This is a genomic window from Aureispira sp. CCB-QB1, from assembly GCF_000724545.1.
Lineage (GTDB): Bacteria > Bacteroidota > Bacteroidia > Chitinophagales > Saprospiraceae > Aureispira.
In genome coordinates this window covers 57,498-73,334 of record NZ_JHBV01000007.1, presented here as the reverse complement: position 1 = coordinate 73,334, position 15,837 = coordinate 57,498, and the positions used below count along the sequence as shown (strand labels likewise).

The 15,837-nt window shown below is 35.9% G+C and carries 7 protein-coding genes; all 7 read left to right on the top strand.

Features of this window, described 5'->3' with window-relative positions:
- The first annotated feature begins 184 nt into the window (after positions 1–184).
- The 7 genes from CG11_RS02640 to CG11_RS02610 all read left to right on the top strand — a co-directional run bounded on the left by CG11_RS02640 (position 185) and on the right by CG11_RS02610 (position 15,489).
- On the top strand, positions 185–484 hold the full coding sequence (locus CG11_RS02640; protein WP_156039635.1) for a hypothetical protein: 300 nt from the start codon (positions 185–187) through the stop codon (positions 482–484).
- A 484-nt stretch (positions 485–968) separates the two neighbouring features.
- Positions 969–2,510 (top strand): efflux RND transporter periplasmic adaptor subunit, encoded by a 1,542-nt coding sequence (locus tag CG11_RS02635; protein WP_081909441.1) that lies wholly within the window; start codon positions 969–971, stop codon positions 2,508–2,510.
- Positions 2,511–2,590: 80 nt separating this feature from the next.
- On the top strand, positions 2,591–5,689 hold the full coding sequence (locus tag CG11_RS02630; protein ID WP_052592832.1) for an efflux RND transporter permease subunit: 3,099 nt from the start codon (positions 2,591–2,593) through the stop codon (positions 5,687–5,689).
- Complete coding sequence (locus CG11_RS02625; RefSeq protein ID WP_052592830.1) at positions 5,682–6,872, top strand: TolC family protein; 1,191 nt, start codon at positions 5,682–5,684, stop codon at positions 6,870–6,872. Before CG11_RS02630 ends, CG11_RS02625 begins: the two co-directional genes overlap by 8 nt.
- 190 nt (positions 6,873–7,062) lie before the next feature.
- Positions 7,063–10,449, top strand: coding sequence for a hypothetical protein (locus tag CG11_RS02620; RefSeq protein WP_052592828.1), 3,387 nt, complete (start codon positions 7,063–7,065; stop codon positions 10,447–10,449).
- A gap of 262 nt (positions 10,450–10,711) precedes the next feature.
- Complete coding sequence (locus CG11_RS02615; protein ID WP_052592827.1) at positions 10,712–14,002, top strand: hypothetical protein; 3,291 nt, start codon at positions 10,712–10,714, stop codon at positions 14,000–14,002.
- 401 nt (positions 14,003–14,403) lie between these two features.
- Entirely contained in the window at positions 14,404–15,489 is a 1,086-nt protein-coding gene (locus CG11_RS02610) for a hypothetical protein (RefSeq protein ID WP_052592824.1), read from the top strand.
- Positions 15,490–15,837: the final 348 nt, after the last annotated feature.

Here is a 15,837-nt window from a genome sequence, read left to right as displayed (position 1 = left end):
GAAGTGTATATTTCCAATCACTAATTTTGCCTTGAAACAAAAAAAAGCAGATTCAGTTGTTGATTTGAGCATCATTTTTGTTTATCTTAGCTGTATGAAACATTTTCTATTGATAATATATAGTGTTTATTTTACTTGTTTAATGGTTGTGCCTTGCAATCACACCTTGCTATACACTAAAGTCATGGAAAATATAGTAGGCATAGACATGCACGAAAAATGTACCCATACAACGGTTGTGACCAATGAAAATCACCACCACCACGATGAAGGTTCTAACCACCATCACGCTTGTACTCCTTTTTGTGCTTGTGGCATTAGTCATTTTATACTAAACATCCCTAGCTTCCAAGCTATTGACGCCTCTAATCTCCCATTTAATGGCAACACACAAAATTTAGAACCAACAGAATGGGCAATGCCTACCGACAATTACAAACAACTCCTCTCTAAAGACATTTGGCATCCTCCCCAAGTAGTCTAACAGCAATTCCAATAATTAATACACTAACTAGGAAATATTTCAAGTAGAGAACATCCCAATGACGCCTCAAAACGAGGTTGTTAATTCGGTTTTGTCATGCTACTTGTCTTCTATAATCTCACTTGTATACTTCTTATCAAACAACATAGAAGGAGATAAGTTATTGTGTATTTATCCATGGAGTTTGCTACTATCCAACTCACAATGTTGTACTCTATTTTCCTCTAAGTTTGATTGTAAAAACCTTGAAGGACTCGTATCTAGTCGTAAATGTTCACTAAAACTAGACTTATGCGTTATCCTCCAAGCCTTAATAACAACAATCGAGGAATAATGCAACAAAGTATAATACTAACATACAATTATTAAAAATAACACTTTGGGCTACCAATTGTGCTAGTCATCTGCTACTGTACTACATCGTCATCAGGTTACAAATTAGGCAACATCAGGTATTTCAAAGTGTCAAAATATCATTTATAACATGAAATTATTCATCCTGCTACTAATGGTAGCTAGCTGGTTATTCATAACAGGTTGCCATTCTCACGATCATGAAGGACATGATCATGATCACAGTGGTCACAACCACGATGCACACGAAGGGCATAATCATGGACCAGAATTAGAGGTCATCACCTATACATTATGGGAAGGCAACACCGAATTATTTGTTGAGTTTGCGCCTTTCATTATAAATAAAACCAACTCTATACGAGTCATTTTAACAACCCTAGATGGTTTTCAGCCGCTTTCATCAGAACTAAGTATCCATATTAATAATGGTCCAAAGTTACCCAGTCAAAGCATCTCTAAAGGTATCTATGAAGCACAATTGAGTTTTTCGAACGCTGGTCAACACAAACTAATCTTTGTTGTTGGCAAAGAAGGAAACAAACGCTCTTTGGTTCTTAATAACATCCCTGTATTCGAAAACGAAGAAGCCGCTTTTCAAGGAACGCATCCCAATGCAGACCCGACAGGAAGTATTAGCTATCAACGTCAAGAAGCATGGAATAATTTATTTGATGTGGAAACGGTTCAACAAAGACCTGTTGGAAATGTCGTTCACACCTCAGGGATTATAGAACCTTCTACCACTGATTTATCGACATTGGTTGCCAAACGAGATGGAGTTGTCAATATCCGCAAAAAAAATCTAACCTCTGGTACAGCAGTCCGCTCAGGAGAATTGCTTTTTACAGTGACAGGAAAGGGAATCATGGAGGATGACTTAGAGATGAATTTTATAAAAGCACAATCGAATCTTGATCGCCAAAAAGCCAACTTGGATCGCAAAAAGAAGCTTATGGACGATAATATTATTGGTCAAAAAGAATACGATCAAGCTTTAAATGAATACGAATTGGCGCAAGCAGAGTTTGACAACATTAAGAAATTATTCAACAAAGGAGAAAAACGCCATTTGGTGACCACTTCTACCACAGGCTTTGTATCTCAATTATTAGTACAAGAAGGGCAGTTTGTCAAAGCAGGACAGCCTCTTGCCTCCATTCTTAAAACAAGTCGAGTGCAAATTAAAGTAGATGTCTCCCCACGTTATCGTTCGTTATTACCCACCATCGTAGATGCTAATTTTGTCAATCCTTATACCGATAGAGCTTATTCAATGTCTGACTTGGAGGGGAAAGTTATTTCCTTTGGTCGAATGACCAGCCATGCAGAAGGACATTACATTCCACTATATTTTGAGATTAACAATCATCCTGATTTATCTCCAGGAGCTATGGTGGAAGTTTTTTTAATGACACAAGCCAATACCAAGCGCCTAACGGTTCCTGTCTCTGCTGTCCTCGAAGAAATGGGAAGCTATGTAACTTTTGTTCAAAAGAGTGCTGAAAGTTATGAAAAGCAAGTGGTAGAAATTGGTGTTAATGACGGTAAAGTAGTCGAAATTTTATCTGGACTATCTCTTAACGACAAAGTAGTTACCAAAGGTGCTTTGCAAGTAAAATTAGCCTCTATGGCTGGAACGGTGGATCCACACGCTGGTCACAATCACTAACCATCATAAACGCGGCAACAGAAACTAAGGAACAATCCATGGGGTATGCTGCCACGTTCTCAACAATAAATCAAAATTAGATGTTAAATATAATTATAAAAAATGCGCTGCACAATCGAGCTGTTGTGTTGGTCATCGCAGTCTTGCTAATGTTAGCAGGTGCTTGGGTTACCACACAGGTAGATGTAGACGTATTTCCTGACTTAACTGCTCCGACTGTAACGGTCATGACAGAAGCACATGGCATGTCTGCCGAAGAAATGGAACGATTGGTTACATTCAAACTAGAAACCGCCTTAAATGGCGCCCCCAATGTTCGACGCATTCGCTCGACTTCTTCCTCTGAACTTTCTAGTGTTATTGTAGAATTTGATTGGGGAACGGATATTTATCGTGCTCGGCAAATTGTCAACGAGCGTCTTGGAACCGTACAATCTGATTTGCCAGACAAGGTCAAAACACCAGTCATGGCACCAATCGCCTCTATTATGGGAGAAATTCAGATGATCGGTATGTCTTCCGACTCTCTATCTGGAATTGAAATGAATACCTTAGCCAATTGGTATATCAAGCCTCGTTTATTGACCGTTGAAGGTGTTGCCAAAGTTATTATTTATGGAGGTCAAGAAAAGGAGTATCAAGTATTGGCTTCTCCTGCCAAAATGAAGTTGCATCATGTTTCTTTAGAAGAACTATACCAAGCAATTGAACAATTAAATCACAATGCCTCTGGTGGTTATTTAGAACAGTATGGCAAACAATATTTAATCTCTGGCAAAGGTAGAATTCGCTCTATTCAGGAGATCGAAGAAGCCTTTGTTAAAATGGAAGGAGAAGTAGCTATCCGTGTTGGAGACTTGGCTGATGTCAAAATTGGAGGCGCCCCCAAGTTAGGAAATGCTTCGATCAATGGTCAAGATGCGTTAACCTTAACCATCCTAAAACAACCTAGTGCCAACACCTTAAAATTGACTCAAGAAATTGACAAAACAGTCCAAGAGATTGCCAAAAATTTGCCTACCTCTGTTGAGTTAAACCCGGCACTATTCAAACAAGGGGATTTTATCGAAAATTCTATTAATAACTTACAGCGTGTTTTATTGGAAGGTATTTTCTTTGTTATTTTAGTCCTCTTCTTGTTTTTAATGGAATGGCGAACGACCTTGATTTCCGTTATTACCATTCCTCTATCACTACTCACAAGTATTTTAGTATTATACTGGACAGGTTTTTCTATTAACACCATGACTTTGGGTGGTTTGGCTATCGCCGTTGGTGTATTGGTAGACGATGCTATTGTGGATGTTGAGAATGTTTATAAACGGCTGCGTCAAAATGCCATCTTGCCTATTGATCAACAACGCAGTAAACTAACGATTATCTATGAAGCGACATTTGAAGTCCGGTCTTCTATTCTGAATTCTTCTTTGATTATTATTGCTTCTTTCTTGCCCTTGTTCTTCCTTAGTGGAGTTGAAGGACGTCTTTTACAGCCTTTAGGGATCGCTTTTTTAATCGTTATTGTCGTTTCTTTATTGGTAGCAGTTGCCATTACACCTGCCCTATGTAGTGTCTTACTCAAAACAGATGCCCAAGCAGAGGAAACAGAAACACAAAAAATCAACTACAATATTGTTATTCGCAGCTTAATGCGTCTGTATAACAAGGTTTTGAAGCTAAGCTTAAACCGTTCTTATGTTGTATTAGGAGTTGCATTTGTTTTGTTGGTTATTTCTATTGTTACAATGTCTAGTTTAGGTCGTTCCTTTTTGCCTGATTTCAATGAGGGCTCCTTGACCATCTCTGTAGTAGTACCTCCTGAAACGTCTTTAACAGAAACCAATAAAATTGGAACAAAAGTAGAACAACTATTATTAGAAATACCAGAAGTAGACTTGGTAGGTCGCCGTACTGGTCGTGCATCAATGGATGAGCATGCTCAAAGTCATTATGCCTCTGAAATTGAGGTTCCTTTAAATATGAAGGAGCGTTCTAAAAGTGAAGTATTGGCAGATATTCGTGCCAAAATTGGGGCACTACCTGGAGTCACCATTAACATTGGTCAACCCATCTCACATCGAATCGACCACATGATTTCCGGTACTCGTTCTAATGTTGCTATTAAGTTATTTGGAGAGGATTTAACCAAAATGTTCCAAATTGGCAATGAGATCAAACAGAACATTAGTTCTATTGATGGAATTGTGGATGTTAACTTGGATCAAAAGACAGAAATTCCTCACATTTATATCTATCCTAAACATGAAATGTTAGCGCGTAGTGGCATTAGTATAGAGCAATTTGCCAATTTTATTGACATGGCTATTGGTGGAAAAACAGTAGTCCAAGTATACGAAAATCAGCGTAGCTTTAATTTAAAATTGCGTTTGGAAGAAAAAGCAAGGGACAAAATCGAAAAACTAGAGCACCTCTTGATTGAGAACTTTGAAGGGGATAAAATTCCTTTTGGTAAAGTAGCTCGAATTGTATCCAACAGTAGTCCTGAGCGCATTAGTCGAGAAAATGTACACCGAAAACTAGTCATTGCCACGAATGTTGCCAACCGAGATTTAAAAAGTGCTGTAGAAGAAATTCAAGCTACCATCGCTCAAAATGTACAGCTCCCCGAAGGTTATCACCTAGAATATGGTGGTCAGTTTGAGAACGAGCAAAAAGCAACGAGTATGCTCTTGTTAACTTCCTTGTTTTCTTTAGTTATTATTTTCTTCCTCATCTTACGAGAATTCAAAGAATTCTGGCTGTCTATTATTATTCTCACCAACCTACCTTTGGCTTTAATTGGAGGAATTTTTATGATTTATTTTGATTCTGGAATTATCTCTATTGCCAGTACCATTGGTTTTATTAGTTTATTTGGAATTGCAACCAGAAATGGAATGTTACTCATTTCAAGGTATCAAGTTTTGTTAGAAGAAGGCAAATCGCTAAAAGAAGCCATTGTAGAAGGCTCCTTGGATCGACTCAACCCTATTTTAATGACAGCTACTACAACTGGACTGGCTCTAATTCCTTTGATCTTAGCTGGAGGGCAGGCAGGAAATGAAATCCAAAGCCCTATGGCTGTTGTCATAGTAGGGGGACTTGTTTCTTCTACTCTACTCAACTTAGTAGTCGTTCCTTGTACTTTTTATTTACTAAAACAAAAAACACATGCATAGATTTATTTTGATAACAACACTCTTTGTCATAATGTGTTGGCGTTTAAATGCGCAAAGAGTTATTAGCTTAGAAGAAGCAATCGAACAAGTCAAAACACAACATCCAACGATCTTGCAACAAGATTTATATATCCAACAACAGCGCATTTTAAAAGATGCAGGCAAAAATCAGCCTTTCTTAAGTTTGGGGTATAGCATGGAAGAACTTGGTGCTGCGGGAACTGGTGTGCATGCCCTTTATGCACAACAAGATTTCAACCTGCCTCAGGTTGCCAAACGAAAATCAGTGTATCAAGAAGCGCTCGCTCAAACAGGCGAATGGCAAAAGGTTGCGACCCAAAAACAACTGGAGCGATCGGTTGCTGCTTTGTATCAGCAATTGTTATTTTTAAAAAGTCAAGAAGGGCTTAACAAAGAATTGTTGATCGTTTATGATAAAATCGAAACCATTGCCAAAAAACGAGCAAAAGTTGGCGAAACTGGAGCAATTCCGTTGATCACAACACAATCTGCCAAACAACAAATTGAATGGCAACAAATGAATTTGGAACAAGACTATACCAACCAATTGATTTTGCTTCAACAAATATTAATGGATAGCTCCATCATTGACGTAGCTGACACTTCATTAACTCCTTCCTCGTCGAGGATTGCGCCAATCAATTTGGACAAACATCCTTTGGTCGAGCAAATCCATCAAAGTAAACTAGCAAATGATTTGCAGAGTGAAGTAATTGAAAGTCAATTACTACCTCAATTATCAACAGGCATCCAACTACAAGTAGCAGAGGGAACATTTCCTAACTTTGGAGGTCAAATTGGTTTGAATGTTCCTTTATTTGCCAAAGGGATTAAGGCACAGGTTCAAGCTAATACCTTAAATAGTAGAATGCTAGAACAACGCAAAGTTTGGCAATTACAACAATTGCAAAGTCAGCAAAAAATAGCGGTACAAAACATTCGGTTATTAACCAAGCAACTAAGCTACTTTGAAACGGTTTTGCTGCCAACATTACAACAACAACAAGCTCTCAATCAACAGGCATTCTCTATTGGAGAATTAGATTATTTGAATGTCCTTCAAGGTTTGGAGCAAATTATAGAAGTTAAAAGGCGTTACCTACAACTTGTTTTGCAATTGAATTTGGCATGGGTAGATTATAATTATTTATTAGAGTCATAACACTTAATTGCCTCTATTCTAAGACTCCAAAAAGTAGACAATAGCCCACTAAAAGTAATATCAAAAGAATGCTTTTAAGTGGGCTATTTTGTAATAACGTTCTACAAAAACTAGCTTTTCTACCAATTCTTAAGTACATTTAAAGTACCTTAGTCAAACACTATATAAACTGCTGTTGAACGGAACGACAATGCCCAATCAATTACATTTTTACACAAAGTACAGCAAAGAAAAAATCAAAATATCCGACAAGCCGATGGCTAGTGGTGGTGAAGGGGCTATCTATGCCATTGCAAGTCCTCGTTCTTACCGACATTTGGTGGCTAAAATTTTCTACCCCAACAAACGAACAAAAGAACGGGAACAAAAAATGCAATACCTGTTAGAGCATCCACCAATTCACTTTACCAAAGGACAACATTCGTCTATTGGATGGGTACAAGATCTAGTGTACAAAGACAACCGATTTTTGGGTATTTTATTAATAAAAATAGCAGGAAAAAAGCTCACCAAGCTAACCTTAGCCAAACTACCTCGCCGTGCAGATAAAGCTTGGCAACGTTTTTCGTTTCAAGATCCCAATGCACTTCAACTCCGTTTGCGTACTTGCTTTAATTTGGCGGTTGCTATTTATCAAATTCACAAAAGTGAACAATATGTCTTGGTAGATTTAAAACCAGACAATATCTTGATGCAACCCAATGGTTTATTGGCAATTGTAGATATGGATTCGGTTGAAGTCATCAAAGATGGCAAAACAATTTTTTCGGCTCCAGTGGCTACTCCAGAATACACTCCACCAGAACACTATACCAATCCTCGAACAACAATTCATGAGACATGGGATCGGTTTAGTTTGGGCGTTATTTTTTATCAGTTGCTTTTGGGGTTGCATCCCTTTGCTGCGTCCTGCCATCCTCCTTATGATAATTTAGTAGGTCTCCACGACAAAATTCAACATCATTTATATGTTCATAATGCTGATAAAAAAGCATCTTTTAAAGTTATTCCTCCCCCACATCAACATTATCATCAGCTGCCTATTCCTGTACAGCAGTTGTTTCAAGCTTGTTTTGAGAATGGGGCAAAAAATCCTTTTGATAGACCGAGTGCGCTGGATTGGTGTAGTACCTTAGCAGAATTATTAGAATTGCCTTTTGATATTGCTGCGGATAAGGTTCCTAAAATCGACATTCCACCTTCTGATTTGTATTTTGAACCAGCCAACTATGTACCTGACCTCGATTTAAATTTAGATTATACTCCCTTAGATATTCGCATTCCCTCCCTCCCTCCTATCAAAGAGGGACTGTCCAATTCCTTGACGCATCAATATCCTAAAATAGGACTCAATACGCAGAATCGTGCCTATGACTTGCTTTTGAAGGCATATCAACAAAGCATACAGTTGCAACGTAACAAATTAATGATGGGCTTGCTGCTTTTGTGTGTTCTATCAGGAATTATCTATTTTTTTCAAGGATTGTTGTTAATAGGGTTAATTCTATTTTGCGTTATCTCTATTCACTTTTTCTTTGTCAAGAATCACGATATCATTCAAGCTGTAGGCAAAACGGTATCATCCAAAATAAACCACAACTTATACGTTGAGCACGATGCTTTATTGCGAACAAAAAAACAACAAGAACTTCAACATCAACAGCAAGTCGTAAAATTGCATGAGAAACAAAAAATGTTGGAGCAGTATCTTCAACAAATACAACATACTCAAAATCTTGTGGAGCCAATCAAAATAGGTTTGATCAAACAAGAAAAAATAAAACAAGAAGTAGCACAATTTAATCACTGGATCAAGAGTATATTAAAACCAATTTTGGAAAAGGCTAGGCAACAAGAGTGGAGTCAAAAAGATGCAATTAGAAAGCAATTTGTCAAACAATTTAAACAAATCAAATCAACGGGGCGCCAATTGGAAAAAGACAATACCCATCATCAATTTAAGAGCAAAAAAAGGATTGATCTTTTAAAGAAGGAATTAGAACAACTCAACGCTGAAAAATCCGTTAGTGCCCAACAGTTAGACGAAGATTATACGCAAAAAATAAAGCAAATTCACGTTGATTCGTTTTCTCAATTCAAAACCCACTGCGATACTGTTAATCAACAACTTGCACAAGACCTAAAATCACTCCAACAGGATTTACATCCTATTGCGTTTAATCATCCTAAGTATGCTTCTTATACACAGCAACAGAAAATACTTTTGTCAAAATTGCACAAACAGATGAAAAAACACCTAATTACTAAAGAAAAAGTACTAAAAGCAGCTAAGAAGAAAGTCGGCAGTAAGTTTAACTCTCAATACAAACCTGCCTTAAGATTACTGGCAACACCCTTGGATGGAACGGCGCTTAATTTTGCTTTGTTCGAATATCAAAAACAGTATCAAAAAATTCAAGCAGCCATTTCAAAATTGGGGCTTTCCATTCCGTCCGTTAATGCCATTCTATTAGCTAGTGCTTATAATACTCAAACATCAACACCTATTGTCATTGAAAAAGCCAGCTTGGGACATACTACCAATTATACGCTGCGTCATCGCCAAAAGAAAATAAAATCACATTACGATAGTATGATGCGTGCTTTTGATGCTGTACACAAAGCTCTTGATTGGTTACTCCAGTATCCTCCACTATCTGAAGATAGTGGATTCATGGAACATTGGGTCGATTCTGTAAAAGAACATCTACTAACGATAGAAATAGATCTTGAACAATACACAGAGCTCCAAACGGCTTTCTTCTCAGCGGCAAAAATTTTTCAAACGGCTACCATGATGGAAAGTTACCTTTATCATCAACAAGCCATTGACGAATTAAAAGCAGCTTATGAAGCTAACTTAAACAAAGTCGTGGAGAATTTGCTTCCTCAAGAAACTATTAACAGAGCAAAACAAGAAAAAAAATTACAAGATGAATGTTCACAAGCATTGAATGCATACAGTCAATCTTGGTTACAAGAAAAAGAAACTTCCATTCAAACTCTAACACAAGCATATCAAGAGGCTCAACAAAAGCTACAAAAAGATTGGGAAGTTAAAAACGAACAATTGCACCAACAGTTGATACAAGAACAACAGCATTGGGAACAATTAGAAAAGGATTATAACGACAAGCAAGAAGCGCTCAATCAAGAAGAAACACTACTTATTAAACAATATGAAGAAGATTTAATAGCTGTTCAATCCAAATCTGAAGCTGTTTATGACAAATACAAACAAGCTTATGACAAAGAATACGCTTCCCTTGAACAAGCATTTCATCAATATGCTCATAGCCATCAAAATACCATTCACCATATTAAAAATCATAAGAAAGAATACAAAAAAGGTCTAGTGAATCTTGATAAATTCAAACAACAACAGGTACAACTAGAAAAATTAGGTCGTGCGCTTACCTCTATAGAACACAAAACGCTGCACACAGAGGAAGAAAAAATTAAAATAGAGACATTGATACAATGGAAAGAAAGTTATCGAACCAAAATTTACATTAAAGACCTGTTGTTCAACCGCCTAGAACAGCTAGACGACAAGCAAACCGATTATAAGTCATAAGATTGAAACAGGCGTATTGAGCAAAAAACTGTTTTTTGTGTATTCTATGCCTCATTACTGCGTGCCAGTCGCAATGAATTAGGCAACATCGCCAAAACCCAACAAAACACTCATAATCAATCAAATAAAAGATAAATCTCTATATTTTCATCAAAAAACTAAAAAATCCGTGTAGTATTAATTATCTATCCTTTATATTTAAAGAATAAATCCTACTCTGTGCCTTTACACCTACAACAAATCATGAACGAATAGAATCCTAATGTCTAACAAACTACACTTTTATACTAAATATAGTAAGGAGAAAATAAAAATTTCTGACAAACCTTTTGCCAGTGGTGGAGAGGGAGCAATTTATGCCATTGCTAGCCCAAGAACGTATAGTTATATGGTTGCTAAAATCTACTATCCTGAAAAACGTACAGCAGAACGGGAGGCAAAGATGCAGTATTTGATGCAGCACCCTCCGATTACATTTAGTAAAAATCAAGCTCCTTCTATTGGTTGGGTGCAAGATTTAGTGTATAAAGACAAACAATTTATTGGTATTTTGTTGCTAAAAATAGAAGGCAAAAAGCTCACAAAATTAACATTATCCAAGCTTCCTCGCAAAGCCGATAAGGCTTGGCAACGGTTTGCATTTCAGCAACCCAATGCTCTCAAACTTAGATTGCGCACTTGCTTTAATCTAGCCGTTGTTATTCATCAAATTCATGCAAGCGGTCAATATGTCTTGGTAGATCTAAAACCAGATAATATTTTGATGCAACCCAATGGTTTGTTGGCAGTTGTAGATATGGATTCGGTTGAAGTCATCAAAGATGGCAAAGCAATTTTTTCGGCTCCTGTAGCAACGCCCGAATATACACCTCCAGAGCATTATAAAGGACCTAGAGGAACCATCTTAGAAACTTGGGATTACTTTAGTTTGGGTGTTATTTTTTATCAATTATTATTAGGTTTACATCCTTTTGCTGCCTCTTGTCATTCTCCTTATGAAAATCTAGTTGGTCTTAATGACAAAATTGAGAATGATTTGTATGTGCATCATAGCCAAAAGCAATCATTTTTTAAAGTAATCCCTCCTCCTCATAAGCAATTCCTCCACATACCTAAAGAGGTACAAGAGTTGTTTCAAAATTGCTTCGAATATGGCGCCCAAGACCCTTCGTTTCGTCCTTCGCCAGCAGATTGGTGCAATACCTTGGCAGATTTACTAAAATTACCCTTTACTAAAATTCCTAAGAATACCATTCCACCATCTAATTTATATTTTACCCCCAATAGCTTACTGAATCGATTATCCATTGCACTTCCTGCTTTGCCAGCAACTCAATATCCCAACAAGGGGATTACATCTGCTGATATCAGCCTTCCTACTCCAACATTACAAAAGAATGTATTGCTTCAGGAGTTACAAGAAGCCTATAAACAACGCCTTCATAGTCACCGAGAATTCTTACTTCAGTCTATATTAGTCAGCATCATTCTTGGCGTTTTACTATTTACATATCCTATGTTTTTTGTTTTTGCCTTAGCACTATTGCTTATTATTGCCCCGCAACTTTTTTTAACTAAGTTTCGCCATGGCATTGATCACATTGGCAAGGTTATTATTTCTCCGTCAACCTATCAACGTTTAAAGATTGATGATAAAAGCCCACTTACCAACAAAACCATAGCCTCTACTCAAAAATTAGTAAGCACATTAGTAGATCAAAAACAACAAGCTCTAATAAAGCAAAAAAACAAGTTAAACAATAAGTCGGAAAAAAAAGTGCAGAAAGAATTGGATTTAATTCAACAGCATCTCTCTAAACGAACTGATTTAGAACAACAAATTACTCAACTTAAAACTTGGACTCAAACAATACAAAAAGACATAGAATCGGCACGAGAAAAAGAGCTAGAAGCTTACAAAGTAGCCAATAAGACATTTTTAGAGAAACTAAAAAAACAACCAGCTTTTAATAAATATGAATTTAAGTCTTTTATTTCGTTGAGAATTAAAATACAACAAGCCATTAGTGCGATTAAAGGGAAAATATCAATTCATGAAAAACCTTTGATGCATCTTGAGACAGAACAGCAAAGAGAATTACAAAAGCTTAAAGATGTAAATTTTGAGTCTACAGTTAATTCGCATTATAAAAAACTCAAAACAAAAGCGGCAAAAGAATTAGAGCGTTTCAAATCCCAAATAACAAATAACCAAATCAATCAACGCAAAGAATTTTGGGTTTTTATACAACAAAAAAATAGCATTAAAAATAAGAGCCATCAGCAACAGCAGAAATTAAAATATCAGTTTAACAAAATAGTAGATAAAACAAGAAAGGAACTAGGTTTAAATTCTAAATCAGAACTAAATAGTTATATTGATTTATTAAGTAATCTACATTCAGCCGAGGAGTTTGAATTTGCTCCCAAAGAAGTAAAAAAACGATTTGATGTATTCTTAGAAAAAATCAATGCTTTTAATATTGACCCACTTTTTTCTAAGGAGCTATTCCATTTGCTAACACAAGAACTTCCTAAAGTAAATTTTGACACCCCACAAAAAGTAAAAAATCTATCCGATTTGGTCGGCCTAAAGCTGAATATGGTCAATACATGGGAAATTAACCAATCTAAATTGGAAGCACTTGACCAAGCCTTGGATAAATTAGCCAACCAACCAGAAATCTTAAATGATCCTATAGAATTGGCTTTTTGGGTCAAAACAAGACAAGAACAACTCAATGATATTATCTTCAACTTACAACAATATTGCGACATTCAAGAGGTTTTCTATGGCGACCCTATTATTTTTAGATTAAAAAATCGTTTAGAAAAATATCAAGAACAAGTTAATGAGATAGAGCAAGAAACAGAACGTCTCAACATGGTGTGTGAGGAGAAAATCAAAGCTTTAGAAAAAGAAAATATTGATTTAATTAACGCCCAAAAGAAACTAGAGCAAGAAAAAGCTGAACAAGAAAAATTAATTCTAGCAAAAGAAAAAGAACTGAACCAAAAAATTGATGAACAGATACATCTGTACAGACAATCTTTAGAAAAAGAACAAAATGACAACATAGAAAAGCTTCTAAAAAAGCAAACTAAGGAGCTTACTACCTTAAAAAAAGAGCAGAACAAACTACATACGAACCTGATTTCTAAGCTAGAAACAGCCGAACAAGAATTAGAACAACTAGACCAACTACATAATCAATTCAAAATATCGATTGATGCCATTCGAACTAAGGCGGAATTGGTCTATCAACCTAATCAATTGATTGCAACAGAAAAATGCAACGCTATTAATGATTTGGCTAGTGACATTCGAGGGGAATATTCAAGAATTTCTGAATTGATTAAGAAAAATGGCGCTGCGTATAAAACCTTACTTAATCGTTCGCTAAAATATCAAAAACAAATTGATGAATTGGCACAGTTGCAAGAAGAAAAAATTAGAATTGATACCTTATCTGAATGGCAAAAAAAACACACGTCTAAAACTTATCTCAAAGACTTATTATTTAACACATTAGAACAATTCGAAAACAATTGACACGTGTTATTTACTTCCAAATGCCTTAGCATTGCTTTATCACCTTAATAGGTTCATTTCAAACAATTTGAACTATAAAGCAATAGAAAAATCAAAATAATATTGTATTTTCACAAACAATCCATCTCAATAGTTAGCTGCGCTGCTACTACGTGGTACTTCATGAGTGCTGCGCAGTTGATAATCAATAAATTACAACTTTAGCGCATTTTGAGATAAGGTTTTAATTATCAACTAAGTATGAATGTGCTTTTTTATCTTTTTGGTAACTAAGCTTGTGATCTCACGAGCCTAGCGAGCTAAAAAAGTAAAAAGAACTACAGCGAACCATACAACTTTATGCTTGGTAATCGTTACTATCACTACACAGAATACCTCTTTTAAACTCTCAACTATCCATCATGCTGTGTAAAAAATCGCTGGTATTATTTTTTTGCAGTTGGTTTTGTACGTTTTTTGGTGCAAATGCCACTACTTATGTCGGTCAAAATATTGATCAAAATACAACTTGGACAAAAGCCAATAGCCCTTATGTTGTCACAACTGATTTATTGGTTGAAAAAGACATCACTTTAACCATTCAAGCAGGAACTAAGATTTTCTTTTCGAAAGAAACTCAAATCATTGTTAGTGGTAATTTGGTAGCAAAGGGAAGCAAAAATCAAAAAATATATTTTGTAGGATTAAATGGCTCCGATTGGAATGGCTTTTTATTTACCAAAGAGTGTAATGATTATACCCCGGATACAAAAGAAGGAGTTTGTTTTATCTATTGTTCGTTCAAGGGCACTGGTAATGCTCCTACGCATTTGATTCGATCGAAAGGTTGCAATATCAATCTTGTTAATTGTACCATTGAGCATTGTTATACTGCAATTCAAACCGAACGGCAAGCAGAAATTTGGGTTAAAAAATCTTGTTTCAAACATTGTAATAGAGTTTTAAATGTTCGAAATACAAGTCTAGCAACAGTTGTGCAAAATAAAATGACAAGCTGCAATTCTATTATGTTGGGTGGCACAACTACTTTCAAAAATAATACATTAAAAAAATTCACAGGTAATGGTCGACATTCTGGGCTTGTTGTTTGGATGCTGGGAGGTGGCATTGTTGACATTAGCCACAACCAATTTATAAAATTTGAAGACTACGCCATCAAGTTGCACAAAATGAATAAACGTTCCTCTTTTTTGGTCGCCAACAATGATTTTAAACACAATAAAACCAATTTAAAACTCTCCTGTAAATATTACAATCAAGGCACTTCTTTGGTTGAGAACAATAACTTTTACAACCACAAAAAATATCATATTAAGTTGTTTGAACCTTGTGCAGATGAAGCGACAGAAGTTTTAAAAATTGGCTCCAACTATTGGGGAAAACTATCTGAAGAAGAGATAAAAACAGCTGTTTTTGATAAACACCAGAATGAAAATATAAGCGCAGAAATCCAACTTGAAGCTTTTCCTAAGAAAATAATACACTAATCCCCTCCTTTCTAACAAAACCATAACAAACTCATTTCTATAGCACTTACGCAACAAAAATACTTCTACATTCGTTAAAAAGGAGGCTTTGCTTTCTTTCTCTCCAACCCATTTAAGCTACAAAAAACTGACTATCAAAGAAGTATTCTCAAAAACGTTTTATAAGCACTATAACTTGCAACCAATTAGTTAACTGAAAGTCACAGAGTTATTCAATAAAAAAATCAGAATTCATTGAACAATTCTCAAAAATTAGTAGTCCATTTACAAAATTCTACGTATATTTAATATCGAATGTCTTTTTTGATGTTCTCAGCAAATAAAATGTCCTCCTAAATTAAACAATAT

Excerpts from the sequence above, each read along its gene's own strand:
- CG11_RS02640 (WP_156039635.1), top strand. The coding sequence starts at position 185 with ATGGAAAATATAGTAGGCATAGACATGCACGAAAAATGTACCCATACA.
- CG11_RS02635 (WP_081909441.1), top strand. The coding sequence starts at position 969 with ATGAAATTATTCATCCTGCTACTAATGGTAGCTAGCTGGTTATTCATA.
- CG11_RS02630 (WP_052592832.1), top strand. The coding sequence starts at position 2,591 with ATGTTAAATATAATTATAAAAAATGCGCTGCACAATCGAGCTGTTGTG.
- CG11_RS02625 (WP_052592830.1), top strand. The coding sequence starts at position 5,682 with ATGCATAGATTTATTTTGATAACAACACTCTTTGTCATAATGTGTTGG.
- CG11_RS02620 (WP_052592828.1), top strand. The coding sequence starts at position 7,063 with ATGCCCAATCAATTACATTTTTACACAAAGTACAGCAAAGAAAAAATC.
- CG11_RS02615 (WP_052592827.1), top strand. The coding sequence starts at position 10,712 with ATGTCTAACAAACTACACTTTTATACTAAATATAGTAAGGAGAAAATA.
- CG11_RS02610 (WP_052592824.1), top strand. The coding sequence starts at position 14,404 with ATGCTGTGTAAAAAATCGCTGGTATTATTTTTTTGCAGTTGGTTTTGT.